The organism is Peribacillus sp. AS_2 (assembly GCF_026891895.1).
Taxonomy (GTDB): domain Bacteria; phylum Bacillota; class Bacilli; order Bacillales; family DSM-1321; genus Peribacillus; species Peribacillus frigoritolerans.
On sequence record NZ_JAPTGA010000006.1, the window covers coordinates 156309 to 175011 of the forward strand.

The window sequence follows — 18703 nt, forward strand, 5'->3', positions numbered from 1 at the left end:
ATCGCAGATATAGTTATAGATTGCTAAACATTTCTTTACTATTGTTGGACTTTTTCAAGATCAACCCGTCCTGAAAAGAAAACGGCGCCATTACCCATATCCGCGAGGCGATCTGGGGTAAGGGAATTGATGTGTTGCTTTGTTTCGGGCGTATTCTGCCACAAGCCTTGGCTGACAAGAACGCCTGGTAACACATTTTCACCGGGAGCAGCGGTAAGCAAGCATTCACCGCGACCGTTCCAGATTCTAACCATATCTCCGGCGGCTATCCCCATTGTTTTGGCATCAGCGGCATTCATGTGCAGTTTCGGTTCCTTTTCCATGGAGATATGTTTGGCATTATTTGAAAAGGTTGAATTCAAGAAATTGTGATTAGGTGCTGGAATGAATAAAAATGGCAGGTCGCTGTCTTTTATGATAGGCGTATATGTGGGCAATGGCTCGAATCCATCCCGCTTCATCCGTTCGGAATAAAGTTCGATTTTACCGCTTGGTGTCGGGAGTTTGCCTGGGAACATCGGCTGCATTTTGGCTTTGACAAATTGATTCCTTGAAAGGGAGTCATAGGTGATGCCTTCCAAATGCGGGTTGTCGGGAAAATCCAGAGCCTGCCGTATCATATCTTCCTCTGAATCTCCAAATGCTTGTTCCCCAAATCCCATTCCAGCAGCCAACAGTTTGAACAATTCAACATTCGATTTCGATTCGCCATATTTTTCGACTACAGGTTTTTGTATTTGGACGTAATTATGCCAATATGAATTATAAAAATCCTCCGTTTCATAAGATGACGTGGCAGGAAGGACGAGGTCGGCAAACATGGCCGTTTCGGTTAAGAATAGATCATGTACCACTGTGAATAGATCTTCCCGCATTAGACCTTCCTGCACCCTATTTGCATTCGGAGCGACAAGTGCTGGGTTGGAGCCGTATACAAACATAGAGCGAATCGGGTTTTCTTTTTCCATAAGAGCTTGGCCGATTTGGTTCATATTAATGGTCCGGGTAGCTTTATTTCGCAATAAATCAGGACGTCTTAAGGCATTTATATTAAAGGCCAGATATCCTGAATTCCCTTTGATGGCTCCGCCGCCTTCCTCCATCCATTGGCCGGTAAGGGCAGGCAGGCAGGCAATGGTACGTACCGCCATGCCTCCATTGTCATGGTGCTGCAGGCCATTTCCTATCCGAACGAATGATGGGCTTGTGGTGCCATACATCCTGGCAAGTTCATATAAGTCATCAATGGGAACGCCAGTTATCGCGGAAACGGTCGCAGGGTCATATTGGCGGACATGTTCGCGCAATTCAGCAGCACCGACTGTGTATTCATCGAGAAAGGGCTGGTCGACTAGATTCTCGGCATAAAGAATATGCATTAATCCGAGGGCAAGTGCACTATCGGTGCCAGGCAGAATCGGAATGAACCAATCTGCCCACTTGCCAGTTTGGTTTTTATGAACGTCAATGACAACTACTTTGGCCCCGTTTTTTCGGGCTTGCTGGGCAAGCGTCACTTGGTGCATATTTGTGCTCACAGCGTTGATGCCCCACATGATGAATAGCTTCGTATGGATCGTTTCTTCTGGATCGATGCCGAATGAACCACCCATTGTATAGCTGTATCCGACTGAGCCTGCCGCATTACAGATGGAACGCTCGAGCATGCTTGCGCCGAGTTTGTGGAAAAAGCGGCGATCCATCCCCTCGGCGCTGAGGTTGCCCATGTTTCCGTAAAAGCTGTAAGGAAGTATGCTTTCCGGTCCATGCATTTCGATCAAGTCTTTCCAATTGGAAGTGATTGTGTCAATGGCCTCTTCCCAGCTGATTGGAACGAAATTCCCTTTTCCTTTCGGACCGATGCGCTTTAATGGCTGTTTTAAGCGATTGGGGTCATATAGGCGGGCAGTCATGTTGCGGACTTTGTTGCAAATATTCCCTTTTGTGACTGGATGATCAGGGTCTCCTTGAACTTTAATGATTTTCCCATCTTTTTTGTGCAGCAGTAAACCGCATTGATCAGGACAGTCAAGAGAACAAACAGAGGGAAAGACTCCATCTGGCTGATTGATATAGGATTGCATGGCGTATTCCTCCTAAATGATTTATTCTAATAAAATGAATTTTCTTACTTATATTGAAAGTGAAATCGTTGAAAGGTGCAAGAACTTCTTAACATATGTTTTTTTTTCTGATAAGCTTACAAGATGAAAATTAACCTATAAATAGGAGGATTCATTTTTGGAATATGGAATTATAATATCAATTGCAATATACATGGCAGGTATGCTTTTAATTGGTTATTTGGCCTATCGGAAAACGGCTAACTTAACCGATTACATGCTTGGCGGCCGGAACTTGGGGCCGGCTGTAACGGCATTGAGTGCAGGGGCTTCCGATATGAGTGGCTGGCTGTTGATGGGTCTTCCTGGTGCGATGTACATAAGCGGGTTGAGTGCTGGCTGGATTGTCATCGGCCTGTGTGCAGGCTCTTATTTAAACTGGTTATTCGTGGCACCAAGGCTTCGGACATATACGGAAATTGCCGGCAATTCGATTACGATTCCCGACTTTTTGGGAAATCGGTTTAAAGATGGCTCCCGCGTCTTAAAAGTGGTATCAGCATCGGTCATTTTAATTTTCTTCACCTTTTATACCTCTTCAGGCATGGTGGCAGGCGGTGAGCTTTTCCGTACGGCTTTCAATTTAGATTACCGGTGGGGTATCTGGCTGACGGCAAGCGTTGTTATTCTTTATACATTATTTGGCGGATTCCTGGCTGTCAGCTGGACGGACTTTGTACAAGGTACAATCATGTTCATTGCCTTAATTCTAGTACCAGTTGTCACGATTGTAAATATTGGGGGCTGGGATCCCACCTTCAATGAAATAAAATCGATTAACCCGAATTTATTGCATGTTTTTGAAGGAACATCAACCATTGGCATCATATCTCTTCTGGCATGGGGGCTTGGTTATTTCGGGCAGCCTCATATAATCGTCCGCTTCATGGCGGTCTCATCTGTTAAAGAATTGAAAAGTGCACGGCGAATCGGCATGGGATGGATGATTTTTGCTATTGTAGGAGCGATGTTCACTGGATTGGTGGGGATAGCATATTTTAACCTGACAAATAGTCCTTTAGGGGATAGGAATGCTGAGTCCGTCTTCATCATATTAGCTAAAGAACTGTTTCCATCTTTAATTACAGGCTTCTTGTTGGCTGCGATTTTAGCAGCGGTCATGAGTACGATTGCATCACAGCTGTTAGTATCGGCAAGTGCTCTGACAGATGATTTCTATAAGCAGTTCATTCGGCCGAACGCATCTGATAAGGAATTAGTGCTGGTAGGTCGGTTTGGCGTATTGGCGATATCTGCCATTGCCCTATTATTGGCTTTTAATCCAAGCGGTACGATTCTTAAATTGGTTGGTTATGCATGGGCTGGTTTTGGAGCGGCATTCGGTCCTGTCATTTTGTTAAGCCTGTACTGGAAACGGATGACGAAATGGGGAGCCTTGGCGGGAATGATTGTCGGTACGGCAACCGTGATCGTCTGGGATATGATCGATAGGTTTGCTGAAATATACGAAATCATTCCTGGTTTCATCGCTGGTTCAATAGCTGTGGTCGTTTTCAGCTTACTATCGGCCAAGCCTACAAAAGATATCGAAGAAGAATTCAATCAAGCCATTAAAGACCTCTCTTGATTTATTGAAAATCCAGTAGTAATGCTGCTGGATTTTTTAACGATATAAAACAATGATTACTATATATATGTTACAATATCGATAGAGTCCTTATGTTGAAAACATGAGGGCTTTTTTTGAGTGATTTGGGAATAATAAACCAAAAAACAATACAAAGGAAAAAATATGAACCAATCTCATAAAATTGCATGTAAAGTGGCTTTTATATATATATTCATTGGGGTCTTATGGATTATCATTACGGATTACATCTCTATGACGCAGGCAAGGTCAGATGTTCAGATATATGCAATGTTTCAACATTCCAAAGGGTGGATGTTCATATTCATAACCGGACTTTTCCTGTACTTCATAATCAGGTATTGGACGGGGAAAATGTTGAGGTCCCAACAGGAATTCATTCTGAAGGATGAACAGTATCGGTCGCTGTTCAAGCATAACCCGGATTGTGTCCTTGAGCTGAATCTCGAAGGAAATGTCGTTTCGATAAACCCGGAAGCAGAAAAACTGTTAGGTCATCATAGTGACAATTTGAAAGGCAAGAATGCGAATCATCTCATCAACTGGAATGAAAGTGGTAAAGTAGCTGAATTCTTTCTACAGTCCCTTCAAGGGGATGCTGTAAAATTCGAAACGACCATACAGAATAGCAGTGATGAACAACGGATAATCCGTGTAACTTTTTTACCGATCATCGTCCACTCGGAAATGGTTGGAGTATATGCCATCGTAAGGGATATCACCGAATTGCGGCGCGAAGAGGAATTGATGATCATGTCTGAAAAGCTATCTGTTATCGGACATCTGGCTGCAGCCGTCGCACATGAGATAAGGAATCCGCTGACATCTTTAAAAGGATTCGTACAGCTAATGGATATGACCCAGGAAGTGAACCCGTTGCATTCTGATATCATGTTGAAGGAAATTGACCGAATTAATATTATCTCAAGTGAACTTTTGGTTCTCGGGAAGAAACAGGATGTCGCATTCTGCAGGATCGATCTTGCCGACAGTTTACAACAGGTATTCACGTTGATGAAAGCAGAAACGAATTTGAATAATATCGAAATGGGGCTAAGGATTAAAACCGCCGAACCGATTTATATTATGGCTGATTCAATTGAACTTAAACAGTTGGTAATCAATATCGTCAAGAACAGCATTGAAGCGATCGAAGATAATGGGGAAATTGATATATCGCTGCAAATCATCGAAGGACATGCTGTAGTCAGCGTGAGTGACAATGGCATGGGAATGGGACCCGAGCGCCTTGAACGGATTGGTGAACCTTTTTACTCGACGAAGGAAAAAGGTTCAGGGATCGGGCTTGCAATTTGCCGGAAAATCGTTCATCGCCTTCACGGGGAAATGGATTTTGAAAGTGAGATAAACAAAGGGACGACGGTTACAATTCGTATTCCGTTGGCTACTGGACAAGAATAAATGGTACTATGAAAGATAGGAAAAGTTTTATATTAAAGGAGAACGATATGAGCGAATTACCTGCATTAATAAACGATAGAAAACCATATATACAAGAAGCCTGGAAAAAGTCCGGATTCGGACAACTTACCCCGATACAAACGAAAGCGATCCCCGTGATTGTCGAGGGAAAGGATATCATGGCCGAATCACCGACAGGTACAGGAAAAACATTGGCATATTTACTGCCATTGCTCGAAAAGATTGATCCTGAAAAAAAATCGCCCCAAGCTTTGATTCTGGCATCATCACGGGAACTGGTCATGCAGATCAATGAAGAAATTCGCATTTGGTCAGAGGGAAGCGGCATAATGGGTGCAGCATTCATCGGCGGTGCTAATGTGAAAAGGCAGTTGGACAAACTGAAGAAGCGTCCACAGGTGATTGCTGGAACACCGGGGCGGATTTACGAATTGATTGCCCAAAAGAAACTGAAGATGCATGAAGTTAAGACGATAGTACTTGATGAAGGAGACCAATTGATCATTCCAGAACATATGGGAACGATCAATAATATTATCAAAACAACACTAAAAGATCGGCAAATCATGGTATTTTCAGCAACCCTGCCAGAGGAAACGGAAAAAGCGGCCAGGGGATTCATGAATGAACCCGAAATGATCAAGGTCGATAAAAATGAAAAAATGGAATCCAAGGTGGACCATCTTTACTTTGTTGTTGAGAGACGGGAGAAGTCCAAGATTCTCGAGAAAATCACAAGACTTAAAGATGTGAAGGCACTTGCCTTCCTGAATGATATTGCGGAGCTTAGCGTCTTACATGAAAAGCTGAGTTATAAAGGTATTGAAATGGGCGTGCTTCACGGTGAATCCAATAAAGTCGACAGGGAGAAAGCACTGCGTAAGCTTCGTTCCGGAAAATCCCCGATGCTGATAGCAACGGATGTAGCGGCCAGGGGGCTGGATATTAAAGGCCTTACTGCGGTCGTTCATATTGATATGGCTGACAATATCGAACAATATATCCATAGATCCGGGAGAACTGGGCGTGCAGGTGCAGATGGCACGGTCATTTCAATCGTAACGGAAAGAGAAGAGCGAGAGTTGAAAAAAATGGCTCGTGAACTGGAGTTACCATTAACGAGAGTAACCTTCTATGGTGGAAACATCGTAGTCGATGAATGATTCGCAAAAAAGGGACGGCCATGGCGGCTGTCCCTTTTTTTGGAATTCACGTAAGAATTAAAAATTAAAAGAGGTGCTCAATTTGCAGGATCCAACTGAACAGAATGAAGCTTATTTTTACTAAGTTAAGTGTTCATTTATGGGTGATAATCATGAATGAAAACGCTTCCTTAATGTGGGTTTTTGACATATGATAGCAATAGACATAGGTTAGGGGGAAACGGTATGACAAGAAAGTATAAACAATTTGAAACGGCAGTCATCCATGAAGGATATGACTCGAAGAAGCATTTGGGAAGCTTGGCAACACCTTTATTCCAAACCTCAACATTCACTTTCGAAAATGCCGAGCAAGGGGAGAGGCGTTTTGCTGGTATCGAAGATGGATATATTTATTCTCGCCTTGGAAATCCAACGGTACAAGTGCTTGAAGAAAAGATTGCCGCACTGGAAGGCGGGGAAGCTGGCCTTGCTTTCGGTTCAGGCATGGCTGCCGTTTCAGCAGTACTTTTTGCGTTAACTAAAACAGATGATCACATCCTCTGCTCACAGGGGGTATATGGTTGTACATTTGGCCTTCTGCAGCTAATGAAAAATAAATACCGGATAACTCATGATTTTTGTGAAATGGATACTGAAGAACAGCTTAGGAAAATGATCCGGCCGGAAACGACCTGCATCTATGTAGAAACCCCGATCAACCCGACGATGAAAATGATTGACTTACAGATGGTGGTGAAAGTTGCGAAGGAATATAATGTGATGGTCGTAGTCGATAATACATTTTCGACGCCCTACCTACAGAGACCGCTTGAGTATGGCTGTGATATCGTCCTTCATAGCGCTACGAAATATCTTTGCGGGCATGGGGATGTCGTTGCGGGACTTGTCGTCGGTAAAAAGGAATTCATGAATCATATAGCTGGGACTACACAGAAAGATATCGGTGGAATCATTTCACCATTCGACGCCTGGCTACTATTGCGGGGGTTAAAGACCTTGCCCGTCAGGATGGACCGTCATTCGGCCAATGCAATGGCAATCTTTCATGAACTTAAGAAACATCCAAAGGTGAAAAAGGTATATTATCCAGGTGATGAAGCTTCCCCGGATCATTATATCATGCAAAAACAGATGAAACATGGCGGCGGCCTTATCTCTTTCGAATTGCATGGCACAAAACAGGATGCACAGGAATTCCTCAATAAATTGAATCTAATTAAAATTGCCGTAAGTCTTGGGGATGCCGAAACATTGATCCAGCATCCCGCTACCATGACGCACTCTGCCGTTCCTGAAGCTTCACGGGAACAAATGGGCATCAGTGACCAGCTGGTCCGTCTCTCTGTTGGTCTAGAAGCTTGGCAGGATGTATGGCAAGATCTTCAGCAAGCATTTTAGGCTACCATATTCCTTCTACTTTTTATGAAGATGGTTATGGATATGATAAAAGTGATGGCAGAGAGGATATAAGAAATGTCCGTGATTACAGGATAGGCGGAGCTATTTCGTATCCCGATGCCTATGAACGCCCAAACGAATACGAGAAGATAGCACCAATCCCGGTTTTTACCTGCGAAGACAAAGGCCAGGGTTGTTGCTGCAATCAGCAGGACGATCGTCCAGGTTAAACTGGAAACCCCAAAACCGTCCCATTTGATATAGGTTAGGTAATAAGAAATGTCAGCGATCGTTGCAACACTTACCCAGCCTGTATAGACGGAAAACGGAAATAGGTCGAAAGTAGTGTGTCCCACTTTTTTTATGCTTGTATAAATGACCATTAAAGTAGCCAAAAGAGCAATGATAATGAATACGGATAACAAAAAGTGTTCATAGTGCCAAGCTAAAAGCCAAGCGCCATTCAAGACACAGCTTAAAGCGAACCAAGGGAAGGATGCCTTATAAGCAGGGCTGTTTTGATGTTTACTTAAAAACTGCCTGAATACCCAGATGGCGAGCAGGAAATAGATCAAGCCCCATATGGAAAATACATATCCGGCAGGAGTGAAAACGACATGAAGTTTATCGGAAATCTCTCCTGATGTCTGGCCGTTCAATGGCAGGAAATTGGCTAAAAAGTTCATCGTGACGACGAACAGATAGAAAATCAGGTTGATGATGGAAATAAGCATTAAGCTTCCTCCTTATATGAAGTGTGACTCTCTAATCCTATTCCACATATTTAGCCTGCCTAACCTTTTTGGAGCACATCGGGGTTAATGGGGATCATTTTTACATAAAGATAGGAAGTTCCTGTAACAATTGAACCATTTAAGGTTAGAAATTTTACATCTTCACTTTATGGTGATAAAATATTCAAAGATTCATATTATTTTAGTCCTTCGGGGTCGGGTGAAAATCCCAACCGGCGGTGATGAAGAAATTCTAAGCCCGCGAGCCTGTTAAAAGGCAGGATTTGGTGAGATTCCAAAGCCGACAGTACAGTCTGGATGGGAGAAGGACGTGTGGAACCCAAGTGTATACGTACGCCTAATTTTTCAAAAAATGAAAATATTGGGCTTTTTAGGTATACAATTTTTTTCACTCATTTCTCCTGCTAACCCTTTAGGTCATCCTAAGGGGTTTTTTATATTTTATAAAAGGGGGAAAAACATGTTTACGGGAATCATTGAGGATATCGGTACCGTACATTCCTTGAAAAAAGGAAAAAGCAGTATGGAGTTATCGATTCGTTCTGAAAAAATCCTTGAAGATGTGCATCTGGGGGATAGTATTTCAGTCAACGGGGTCTGCTTAACGGTAACGTCCTTCACGAAAAGTTTATTTACGGTCGACGTGATGCCGGAAACGGTCAAAGCTTCCTCGATCCGGACGTTAAAATTGGGATCACCTGTTAATCTCGAACGAGCCATGAGTGCACAGGGAAGGTTTGGCGGTCATTTTGTTTCAGGTCATATCGACGGAACCGGAACGATCATAAAAAAAGAACGGAAAGAAAATGCCGTATATTATGTAATCCAACTGGAAGAAGGGCTTAGTGCCTTTTGCATTCCAAAAGGTTCCGTAGCCATTGATGGAACAAGCTTGACGATATTTGGGATCGAAAGGAACCTTTTGACGGTTTCATTGATTCCATTGACTCATCAGGATACCATATTGGGACAAAAAGCGGCTGGCGATATCGTTAACATTGAAAACGACATGATAGGGAAATATATAATACATCAAATGAAAAATGGCAATCCAAAACCAGGACTGAGTTTAGAGTTTTTGGCAGAGCATGGATTCTAATAAAAGGGCGGTGTAATGATGTTCCATACAATAGAAGAAGCAATAGAAGATTTGAAGGCTGGCAAGGTAGTTATCGTGTCCGATGATGAAGACCGTGAAAATGAAGGGGATTTTGTAGTGTTGGCCGAAAAGGCGACACCGGAAGCGATTAATTTCATGGCGACTCATGGACGTGGTTTGATTTGTACGACCATCACTGAACAACTGGCAGCAAAATTGAAACTGCATCCTATGGTAGGTGAAAATACCGATCATCATGGCACTGCTTTTACGGTAAGTGTCGATCATAAAAGCACCTCTACAGGAATCAGTGCTTTTGAACGGTCCTTGACCATCCTTGAGCTTCTTAATGAAGATTCGGTCGCTGAAGATTTCCAAAGGCCAGGTCACACTTTTCCGATAGTCGCTAAAGAAGGCGGCGTATTAAGAAGGGCAGGACATACGGAGGCATCGGTGGACTTGGCGAAGTTATGCGGTGCCGCTCCAGCCGGTGTAATTTGTGAGATCATGAATGAAGATGGATCGATGGCCCGCGTATCCGATTTAGAAGTCATCGCTGATAAATTTAACCTGAAGTTCATTACGATAGCCGATTTGGTTCGGTATCTTCAACATAATGATCCAATCGGGAAACAGGAACTTGAAATGAACATCCCGAAAGCTTGAAAGATTTTTAAGGAATGAAATCTTAACATGAAAAAATTATTGTTTTTAAAAATTAGGAGGAATTAGACATGGGGAAAACTATTGAAGCACAATTAATCGGATCAGGATTGAAAGTAGGAATCGTGGTAGGAAGATTTAATGAGTTTATCACAAGCAAGCTTTTAGGAGGGGCAATGGATGGCCTTAAGCGTCATGGCGTTGATGAGAATGATGTTGACATCGCGTGGGTCCCGGGTGCTTTTGAACTTCCGTTAATTGCTAAGAAACTTGTGAATACAGGTAAATATGATGCGGTAATCGGTCTTGGAACGGTAATCAGGGGTGCTACTTCACATTATGATTATGTCTGCAATGAAGCAGCTAAAGGCATGGCTTCCGTTTCTTTGGAAACAGGTGTACCGGTTATCTTCGGTTTGCTGACAACTGAGAATATTGAACAAGCCATTGAACGTGCTGGAACAAAATCAGGTAACAAAGGCTATGAAGCGGCCGTTAGTGCAATTGAAATGGCCAACCTTGGAAAATTGATTGAACAGTGATTTCACATAAGGAAGCCGCAGGGAATGACATTCCTGCGGCTTTTTTTTGATGTGCCGGATCGTGGTCTGATTGAGTCAACTTTCCTCAACCATCTGGAAATTCTTTGAAGTTCGTAAAGTTAGCCATTGATCGATTAGCTAATGCTGCTCTTTGACACTCACCGAAACTCCTTCACTGGAAATACCCTGATTTCAAAGTAAAGTGTTTTTTTATTATTTATCATTATAAATTATGGGTAATAAGGAATCATTAGGTAATTCATCGAAAAAAAAACGAACAAAAGTGTCACGTAATGAAAGCATGATAAAATATGCAGATATGATTATGCTACAATTGTAAAGATTGCAATTGAAATTCATGTCTTTAGGGAAAAGTAAATTTATTAGTTATTAGGAGGGGTTTGTGTGTACCATCTCTTTACACATAATGATTTGGATGGAGTCGGGTGCGGCATTGTAGCAAAGCTGGCATTCGGAGATGAAGTAGTGGTTAGTTATAATTCAATTGGTCGCCTTAATCAGAATGTAGGTGCTTTTCTTGAGCAGGCCAAGATTGAAGATACATTGATCGTTACTGATCTATCGGTTGATGAAGATAATGAAAAAATGATTACTCAGTTTGTGGAAGATGGAGGCAAGGCGCTGCTAATCGATCATCATAAGTCAGCACTGCATTTGAACGAACATGATTGGGCATCTGTAACTGTCGAACAGGAAGATGGTAAACAGACGGCAGCCACATCATTATTCTATCAGTATGCAGTTGAAAATAAATTGCTGGAACCTTCAAGCATTGTCGCTGAATTCGTTGAATTGGTCCGTCAATATGATACTTGGGAATGGGAAGTCAATAAAAATACAACGGCAAAGCGATTGAATGACCTGTTTTTCATGATTCCGATAGAGGAATTCGAAATGAAAATCGCAAATAAGCTGTCCACGGCTGAAAGTTTCACTTTTGACGAAGTGGAGCAAACGCTTCTGAATGTTGAAGAGAGTCGAGTGGATCGGTACATAAACAGAAAAAAAAGAGAAGTTTATCAAGCTACGGTTGGTCCCCATACAGCTGGTGTGGTCCATGCAGAGTCATACCACTCGGAATTGGGAAATGAACTGTCGAAAGAGTTCTCACATCTGGATTATATAGCCATCCTGATGGTAGGAAGCAAAAGAATCAGCTTCCGGACAATCCACGATGATATAGATGTTTCTGAGGTTGCTGGCAAGTACGATGGTGGAGGCCACCAAAAAGCCGCCGGTTGTACGATGTCCGAAAAGGCATATAGCCAATATGTCGAAAAGACCTTCCATGCCGAGCCCCTTAAACGAGACGCACATAAGAATCAATTGAATGTAAAAGGATCCCCAGAGGGTTGCCTATATTCAACAAGAGACAAACAGGATATATTCATCTATGAAGATGAAGAAGAGGAATGGATTGTTGAAATCAACGGAAAACAACAGAAAAAAACATTCGATACATTTGTGGAAGCGGAAAAATACATGAAGCGGAAATACGCTGCATGGCTGGCCCATGATGAAAGATATGAAGAGTTTGTCAATAAGGGATAATTAGAAAGGCGGCTGTCCGAATGGGACAGCCGCTTTTCAATCTTGATTTTATCTTTTAAGCGGGACAGGATGAACGATCGTGCGTGACTGTTTTTTTGGAATGGAATTTTGGCGATGAAGAATTGCATTGATTTCTCCGCCGATCACAAAAATCAAACCACTCAAATACAACCATAGCATCAAGATGATGACGCCTCCTAAACTGCCGTAAGTGGAAGAGTAGTTGGCAAAGTTACTGACATAGAATGAAAATCCAAGTGATATTCCCAGCCAAAGTACAGTTGCGGTAACTGCGCCAGGGATGACATGTTTAATGGGAAAACTTTTATTCGGTGCAAATCGATATAAAAAGGCCAGGACAAGTGAGATGACTACAACCGCGATGACCCACCGTAATAAGCTGAATAAGATTTGCGTTTCTTCTGGGATCGGAATGACCTGCTGTAATAATTCGATGATGACCTTTCCAAAGACGGGGAGACCTAACATGACGATGAATGCTACAACCAGGCCTAATGTCAGTATGATGGAAATGAAGCGGGCTTTAATGAAATTCCTTGTTTCTTCCACATCATAGGCGATATTCATGGAATGGATGAACGCGTTCATTCCGTTGGATGCGGACCATATCGTTCCAAGGATACCAAAGGTCAGTAAGCCGCCGTTCCGTTCAGATAATATGTTGATGATATTTTTCTCGATGACTTCCATCGTTTCCGCAGGCATGAAGGTTTTTATCGTGTCGAGGGCTGTCTGAATATCGATATTCAGATAAGGTAATATGGACAGCAGTAATATGAGCAAAGGGAATAGTGCCAGTAAATAGTAATAAGCTTGTTCTGCTGCCAGCCCGGTCACACGATCTTCCTTTATTTCTTTAATAAGTTTCTTTGAAAATTGGATCGACTTATTCATCTGGGCATCACTCCTGAATAGTTACTTAGGTTATCTACTTCTATTCCCTTTGTTCATGTAAGTTAATCCTCAAAAGAAAAGAAATTGAAACCTCCAATCCGGGCACTTGTAGAAGCTTGTGACAATGTCATAGCCCCTAAAACAAATTTGGAGAGAGGCAAGTTCTAAATCCTCAGTAAAGAAATATCCCTCAATCTCGAAAGTTTCTAGAATAACTGTAAATAAGTGCTGTTAAAACTTCAAGGACGGCACCAATACTACTACTAGGTATGATTTTATGCCTGCTTTCTTACAAGTATTATCATGTTAGTGAGTTATGAAAGGTAAGCAGAAAAAAGGCCAGAAAGCAATTTCCGGCCTTTTTCTCTAGTGAACTTCTTTTTCCTGTTTCTTTTGAACCTTCGGAGGGGTCCATTTGAATACTTTATTTAGGATATTATAGATATGTTTGGATTCTTTTGTAAGGATGGGCCCAAGAATCGCTAAGGTCAAAACATAAAGTGCTGCAAACGGGGTTAGTATAGGCATTAAACCTCCTGCAATGCCTAAGTTGGCTAAAATGATGGAGAATTCGCCGCGTGAAACGATCGTTAAACCGATGTTTGCGGAAGCTCTGTGAGATAAACCGGATTTGCGTCCGGCAATCATACCAGCTGCAAAGTTACCGATTATGGTGATGATGACGGCACCAAGAACCATCCAGACAGCTCCGCCAAGGGTCGTCGGATCGATACTCAAGCCAAAGCTGAAGAAAAATATGGCCCCGAAGAAGTCTCTGAAGGGAATGACAAGTTTCTCGATCCTGTCGCTATGCTCCGTTTCAGAAAAGACCAGGCCGAGCAGTAATGCACCAATGGCTTCCGCAACATGAATCGTTTCCGAGAAACCGGCGATGAAGAATAGTAATGCGAACACGACGATGATAAATATCTCATCGGAGGTTATATTGAATAATTTGTTAAGGACCCCAGATGCTTTCCGGGCGATAACGAAAAATATCAGCATATACCCAATCGCGATAAATGTAGAAAGTAATGTTCCCCAAACGGAACCAGAAGAGCTTAATACCAATCCAGATACGACTGATAAATAAACAGCGAGGAAGATATCTTCAAACATGATGATGCCAAGGATTAACTCCGTTTCATTGTTACCGGTCCTTTTAAGGTCCACAAGTACCTTTGCCACGATGGCACTTGAAGAAAAACTGATGATCCCGGTTAATATCAGGACCTCTTTTAATGGAAGACCTAGCAGGAAGCCATACAGCAAGGCCATTCCCACGTTGATTAAAATGTAATAGGTTCCGCCTGTCACGATATTTTTCCCTGACTTCATAAGCTTTTTGACGGAAAATTCAAGCCCAAGGTAAAACAGAAGGAATAAAATACCGACACGACCGAGGAATGCTATGATTTCATCACTTTCAATGAAACGCAGGTCAATTAATCCGAAGTGCGGGGCATGGGGTCCAACGAGCATCCCGATGATAATTAATAACGGAACATTTGATATTTTGAATTTACCTGCAACGAGAGCGGCTAATGCCACTAGAAGTAGGGCAGTTCCCACTTCAAAGACTAAATGATCCATATGAGCTTAGTCACTCCTTTCGTCGGTCAATAATTCTCTTATCAGGTTACGAATATCTTTTCTTTCACCGGATATTACAAGAGTGTCGCCTGTTTCGATGATGGAGTCTGGACCAGGATTATTCAGTTGTTTTTTGCCTTTTTTAGAATGGGCGATGACGGTCACGTTATAATTGCTCCTGATATCAATCGAACCGATCGTTTGATTGATGGCCTTTGAACCGGGTTCGACTTTGAACCATTCGATCACCAAGTCACCCAAGGACATTTCAATTGTTTCAAGTGCTTGTGGTTTATAGACCATGCCGCCTATGATGGAAGCCAGTTGCCGGGATTCCTGATCATTAAGGGTGATGCTCGATATGACGTCCTCATGTTCATTATCAAAATGGTATAATTCCCGACGGCCATCATCGTGAATGACGATTACTAACTTTTCATCATTTCTCGTTATGATTTCGAATTTTTGACCAATACCAGGAAGTTCACTTTCTCTAATTTTCACTGGAATTCCTCCTTAAAATGTTGGTTAGAGTTAATAGAAGATAGCAGAATGTTTATAAGTTAACGTCAATATTCGTCTTGAATTTCTTCTCCTTGGATAAACCGATGTATTTTAATGTCTCCGATGGACTGGAATGATGGTAATGCTTCTGTATCAAGGCCAGAGACACGCCTTGTTTATAGGCATGGTAGCCAAAAGTCTTACGCATCGAACTTGCTCCGAATTTGCCTGTCAGCCCTGCACCTTCCACAGCATCATGGATGATTCGGTGCGCCTGTTGACGTGTAATCGGCTTTTTTGTCTTAGGGGAAAGAAATAAAAACTGACCTTCGATAACCTTCGAGCCTTTAAGGTATTCTTGTAAGGCTGTACGGACTTTCAGGTTCAAATAAATTTGGTTGACTTCGTCAGTTTCCGTCCGTTGCTCATAGAACTCCTTGATTTTGCCCGTTTCATCCAGAACGCTGGCGACGGTGATTTCGAGCATTTCATTTATCTTCATACCTGTATTGATGCCGAGTACAAACAATAAATAATCCCGACTGGAGTGAGCGCGTAAGTATGTTTTTATTTTGCTGATTTGATTGATATCCTTAAAGGCTTCTACATATTCCATAGATCTTCTCCTCTTACCAATGTAACATAATTATATTATAACACAAGTTATGTAACATTGCATGCAATTAGTTCTGCACGTGATGCCTACCCAATCAGTAATGCTTGCTTTCGAACGTAAAAAATCCTTTTCCTTATTCTCTGCTCAAACGAGGTAAAATATTTCCGTGAAGTTGTTTAATGTGGAGATTGTGTTTGCATCATGGGGGGAATCCGTCTGGAATGATAAAAAAAGAAACCCCAAGTTGGGGTTTCTTTTTTTAGTACACGGCTTTTTGTAATTTGTGAATGACCTCAAGTGAAAGCCCGGTTCCGATGGCTACAGATTCAAGCGGGTTATCCGCAAGTTTGACAGGGACGACGATTTCATTCGTCAGCCATTCCTGTACCCCGTTGAGAAGTGCACCCCCGCCGGATAAGATGACTCCTTGATCGACGATATCGCCGCTCAATTCAGGAGGACAATCTTCCAAAGTGGCCCTTATTGCTTCCAGTATATGAAGAAGCGATTCCTGGATGGCTTCCTGGACGTCAGTGGATGATATTGTAATCGGTTTTGGTAGCCCGGTTACAAGATCGCGGCCCCTGACTTCCATGGTGATCACGGAATGTTCAACAAGTGCGTAGCCGATTTCTTTTTTTATTTCCTCGGCTGTTCTTTCCCCAATCAGCACATTATGTTTTTTCCTGACATATTGGCTGATATCTTCATCCAATTGATCTCCGCCAATTCTGATTGAATTGCAGGAAACCACGCCGCCATAAGAAATGATTGCGACTTCAGTCGTTCCGCCGCCGATATCAACGATGACATTGGCAACGGGCTCTTCGACAGGCAGGCCCGCACCTATTGCTGCCGCTACCGGTTCCTCGATAAGGTGGACCTGTTTCGCTCCGCAGCTTTTGACTGCATCCTGAATGGCCCTTCTCTCAACCGAAGTGGAACCTGATGGTGTACAGACCACTACACTAGGTTTGCGAATCGATAAACCTAGGGCCTTGCTTGCTTTTTTCATGATTTCCTTAAGCATTTGCGCGGTCACATTAAAATCCGCAATGACACCATCCTTAAGCGGACGGATTGCCACGATATTGCCGGGTGTTTTCCCGATCATGTTTTTTGCATCAACACCGACTGCCAATACTTTATTAGTCTCTATATCAATGGCCACCACAGATGGCTCATTAAATACGATTCCTTTATTTTTACTGTAAACTAGCGTATTTGCAGTTCCTAAGTCAATGCCTATTTCTGTATTTGATAACATCTAGTCACCCCTCCATAAGAGTTTGACCCCCTATATATATTATTCTACCTTTTATTGCGAGTTTGTGGGGGTGGGAAATCTAGTAAATGGTGGAAGTGCCATGCTGTTTCTTTTCATGGAGCGAAAACATGATTAAATATAAAAAATTGCACTGGAGAAGGTATCACTGCTGCGCTCCTCGCTCCAGTCGAAAACAAGCGTGGATGACAGCTTTGAACCAACTTATTTTATGTTAAGATATAGATGAAAAACCGCTTAGATAAAGAAGGTAATTTTGTGAGTGCAAATTTAATCGAGAGTAAGAGTTTTAGAATCATTTTTACAGCTTTTCTAGCATTCCTGGGTGGTTACGCGTTTAATAGCCTTGGCATATACCTGCCATGGATGCTAGGACCATTATTCGTCGTGATGATTGCGAAAGTGAAGTTAAGGAAGTACTTATATTGGTCCAAAACCTTTAGAAGTACTGGATTGGTCATTCTAGGTTTACAATTGGGCAGTTCATTCACGAAACAATCGTTAAATGAGATGATTGAATATCTGCCTGTAATGCTTTTTACCACAATCGCAATCATTTCATTTACAGTGTTGACTGGCTGGTTTATCGGAAAACGAATGAACTTATCCTTGGGCACATCCATGCTCGGCAGTTTCCCGGGTGGTCTTTCCCAGATGGTGGTCTTAAGTGAGGAAATGAAGGATAGTGATGAAACGGTTGTAGGTTTCATGCAAACACTGCGGGTCATCCTGGTAATTTCCATTGTCCCTTGGATTGTGACTCATGTAATGTCAGTTGAACCAGGTGCGGTAATGGCCGTAACGGAGCGGCCGTTTTTCTTTTTTGAATATGATGGGAAATTAGCAATCATGATGTTGTTAACCTTGATAGTGTTCATTTTCATCACAAAGAAAGCAAATTTTCCGCTGCCTTTTTTGCTAGGACCTCTCATGGCCGCAGCACTATTCAATTTAGCAGGCCCAGGTGCCCCGCAGATTCCTGACTTTTGGTTGAACCTGTCGCAATTGTTGATCGGCGCACATTTAGGCTACACACTGAAGGTAGATAATCCCCGACTTTTCAGAAAGATGTTCGGAGCCGTATTCGTCAGTAATGTCCTATTGATTGGATTTTGCTATTATCTTTCCATTCAGTTTGCCCCGACCCTATCTTTAAAGGCAAATGAACTTTTTTTGAGCATGGCCCCAGGCGGCGTCGCCGAAATGGCAGTCACAGCCATGTCTGTGCATGTGGATTTATCCGTTGTCACAAGCTTTCATTTATTCAGGATCTTATTCATTTTATTTTTTCTGTCCCCCATCATAAAATGGCTGGCCGGAAGAAATCATGGAAAACAAGAACAGGGACAAAGCTGACAGGCTTTGTCCTTTTCTTTCGGAAAAACAGAAGAGTGAGAAAAAATGTCAGCGATATGCGGAA

General features: G+C 42.4%; 15 protein-coding genes, 1 pseudogene and 1 riboswitch. Of the genes and pseudogenes, 9 read left to right on the forward strand and 7 right to left on the reverse strand.

Translation table 11 applies throughout. The annotated features are described in order from the left end of the window. Window positions 1–38: 38 nt before the first annotated feature. The gene (locus tag OTG27_RS12840) at window positions 39–2084 is read right to left on the reverse strand and encodes a molybdopterin oxidoreductase family protein (protein ID WP_268937135.1); all 2046 of its coding nucleotides are present in this window, start codon (window positions 2082–2084) and stop codon (window positions 39–41) included. A gap of 157 nt (window positions 2085–2241) precedes the next feature. On the opposite strand from OTG27_RS12840, the gene putP reads away from it, so the two are divergent. The 4 genes from putP (at window position 2242) to megL (ending at window position 7739) form a co-directional block, all read left to right on the forward strand. Continuing rightward, window positions 2242–3711 carry a sodium/proline symporter PutP gene (gene putP / locus OTG27_RS12845; RefSeq protein WP_034305814.1) on the forward strand — a complete coding sequence of 490 codons (1470 nt, stop codon included), beginning with the start codon at window positions 2242–2244 and terminating at the stop codon, window positions 3709–3711. Between the two features lie 375 nt (window positions 3712–4086). Next, window positions 4087–5154, forward strand: coding sequence for an ATP-binding protein (locus tag OTG27_RS12850; protein WP_268937136.1), 1068 nt, complete (start codon window positions 4087–4089; stop codon window positions 5152–5154). A gap of 47 nt (window positions 5155–5201) precedes the next feature. Beyond that, window positions 5202–6338 (forward strand): DEAD/DEAH box helicase, encoded by a 1137-nt coding sequence (locus OTG27_RS12855; protein ID WP_057278610.1) that lies wholly within the window; start codon window positions 5202–5204, stop codon window positions 6336–6338. A 225-nt stretch (window positions 6339–6563) separates the two neighbouring features. Continuing rightward, window positions 6564–7739 carry a methionine gamma-lyase gene (gene megL, locus OTG27_RS12860; protein WP_268937137.1) on the forward strand — a complete coding sequence of 392 codons (1176 nt, stop codon included), beginning with the start codon at window positions 6564–6566 and terminating at the stop codon, window positions 7737–7739. On the opposite strand, the gene OTG27_RS12865 is transcribed toward megL, so the two are convergent. Further along, the gene (locus OTG27_RS12865) at window positions 7736–8473 is read right to left on the reverse strand and encodes a TspO/MBR family protein (RefSeq protein ID WP_268937138.1); all 738 of its coding nucleotides are present in this window, start codon (window positions 8471–8473) and stop codon (window positions 7736–7738) included. The genes megL and OTG27_RS12865 overlap by 4 nt on opposite strands. Window positions 8474–8675: 202 nt before the next feature. After that, window positions 8676–8807: riboswitch (FMN riboswitch) on the forward strand. Window positions 8808–8954: 147 nt separating this feature from the next. Here OTG27_RS12865 and ribE point away from each other — a divergent pair. The 4 genes and pseudogenes from ribE (at window position 8955) to OTG27_RS12885 (ending at window position 12370) form a co-directional block, all read left to right on the forward strand. Then, window positions 8955–9593, forward strand: coding sequence for a riboflavin synthase (gene ribE / locus OTG27_RS12870; RefSeq protein WP_096338906.1), 639 nt, complete (start codon window positions 8955–8957; stop codon window positions 9591–9593). An 18-nt stretch (window positions 9594–9611) separates the two neighbouring features. Next, window positions 9612–10250 (forward strand): annotated as a pseudogene (gene ribB, locus OTG27_RS12875) (3,4-dihydroxy-2-butanone-4-phosphate synthase); the annotation flags it as partial. A gap of 77 nt (window positions 10251–10327) precedes the next feature. Further along, window positions 10328–10798 carry a 6,7-dimethyl-8-ribityllumazine synthase gene (gene ribH, locus OTG27_RS12880; protein WP_034305700.1) on the forward strand — a complete coding sequence of 157 codons (471 nt, stop codon included), beginning with the start codon at window positions 10328–10330 and terminating at the stop codon, window positions 10796–10798. A 405-nt stretch (window positions 10799–11203) separates the two neighbouring features. Further along, window positions 11204–12370, forward strand: coding sequence for a DHH family phosphoesterase (locus OTG27_RS12885; protein ID WP_268937139.1), 1167 nt, complete (start codon window positions 11204–11206; stop codon window positions 12368–12370). 48 nt (window positions 12371–12418) lie between these two features. On the opposite strand, the gene OTG27_RS12890 is transcribed toward OTG27_RS12885, so the two are convergent. The 5 genes from OTG27_RS12890 to mreBH form a co-directional block, all read right to left on the reverse strand. After that, on the reverse strand, window positions 12419–13285 hold the full coding sequence (locus OTG27_RS12890) for a YihY/virulence factor BrkB family protein (RefSeq protein ID WP_057278615.1): 867 nt from the start codon (window positions 13283–13285) through the stop codon (window positions 12419–12421). Window positions 13286–13651: 366 nt separating this feature from the next. Beyond that, the gene (locus OTG27_RS12895) at window positions 13652–14878 is read right to left on the reverse strand and encodes a cation:proton antiporter (protein ID WP_057278616.1); all 1227 of its coding nucleotides are present in this window, start codon (window positions 14876–14878) and stop codon (window positions 13652–13654) included. 6 nt (window positions 14879–14884) lie between these two features. After that, complete coding sequence (locus OTG27_RS12900; RefSeq protein ID WP_034305691.1) at window positions 14885–15382, reverse strand: cation:proton antiporter regulatory subunit; 498 nt, start codon at window positions 15380–15382, stop codon at window positions 14885–14887. Between the two features lie 52 nt (window positions 15383–15434). Beyond that, window positions 15435–15998, reverse strand: coding sequence for a tyrosine-type recombinase/integrase (locus tag OTG27_RS12905; protein ID WP_063577433.1), 564 nt, complete (start codon window positions 15996–15998; stop codon window positions 15435–15437). Window positions 15999–16257: 259 nt separating this feature from the next. Next, on the reverse strand, window positions 16258–17265 hold the full coding sequence (gene mreBH, locus OTG27_RS12910; RefSeq protein WP_057278618.1) for a rod-share determining protein MreBH: 1008 nt from the start codon (window positions 17263–17265) through the stop codon (window positions 16258–16260). A gap of 276 nt (window positions 17266–17541) precedes the next feature. On the opposite strand from mreBH, the gene OTG27_RS12915 reads away from it, so the two are divergent. Continuing rightward, window positions 17542–18639 (forward strand): AbrB family transcriptional regulator, encoded by a 1098-nt coding sequence (locus OTG27_RS12915; protein ID WP_268937140.1) that lies wholly within the window; start codon window positions 17542–17544, stop codon window positions 18637–18639. Window positions 18640–18703: the final 64 nt, after the last annotated feature.

Excerpts from the sequence above, each read along its gene's own strand:
- OTG27_RS12840 (WP_268937135.1), bottom strand. The coding sequence starts at position 2,084 with ATGCAATCCTATATCAATCAGCCAGATGGAGTCTTTCCCTCTGTTTGT.
- OTG27_RS12850 (WP_268937136.1), top strand. The coding sequence starts at position 4,087 with ATGTTGAGGTCCCAACAGGAATTCATTCTGAAGGATGAACAGTATCGG.
- OTG27_RS12855 (WP_057278610.1), top strand. The coding sequence starts at position 5,202 with ATGAGCGAATTACCTGCATTAATAAACGATAGAAAACCATATATACAA.
- megL (WP_268937137.1), top strand. The coding sequence starts at position 6,564 with ATGACAAGAAAGTATAAACAATTTGAAACGGCAGTCATCCATGAAGGA.
- OTG27_RS12865 (WP_268937138.1), bottom strand. The coding sequence starts at position 8,473 with ATGCTTATTTCCATCATCAACCTGATTTTCTATCTGTTCGTCGTCACG.
- ribE (WP_096338906.1), top strand. The coding sequence starts at position 8,955 with ATGTTTACGGGAATCATTGAGGATATCGGTACCGTACATTCCTTGAAA.
- ribH (WP_034305700.1), top strand. The coding sequence starts at position 10,328 with ATGGGGAAAACTATTGAAGCACAATTAATCGGATCAGGATTGAAAGTA.
- OTG27_RS12890 (WP_057278615.1), bottom strand. The coding sequence starts at position 13,285 with ATGAATAAGTCGATCCAATTTTCAAAGAAACTTATTAAAGAAATAAAG.
- OTG27_RS12895 (WP_057278616.1), bottom strand. The coding sequence starts at position 14,878 with ATGGATCATTTAGTCTTTGAAGTGGGAACTGCCCTACTTCTAGTGGCA.
- OTG27_RS12905 (WP_063577433.1), bottom strand. The coding sequence starts at position 15,998 with ATGGAATATGTAGAAGCCTTTAAGGATATCAATCAAATCAGCAAAATA.
- mreBH (WP_057278618.1), bottom strand. The coding sequence starts at position 17,265 with ATGTTATCAAATACAGAAATAGGCATTGACTTAGGAACTGCAAATACG.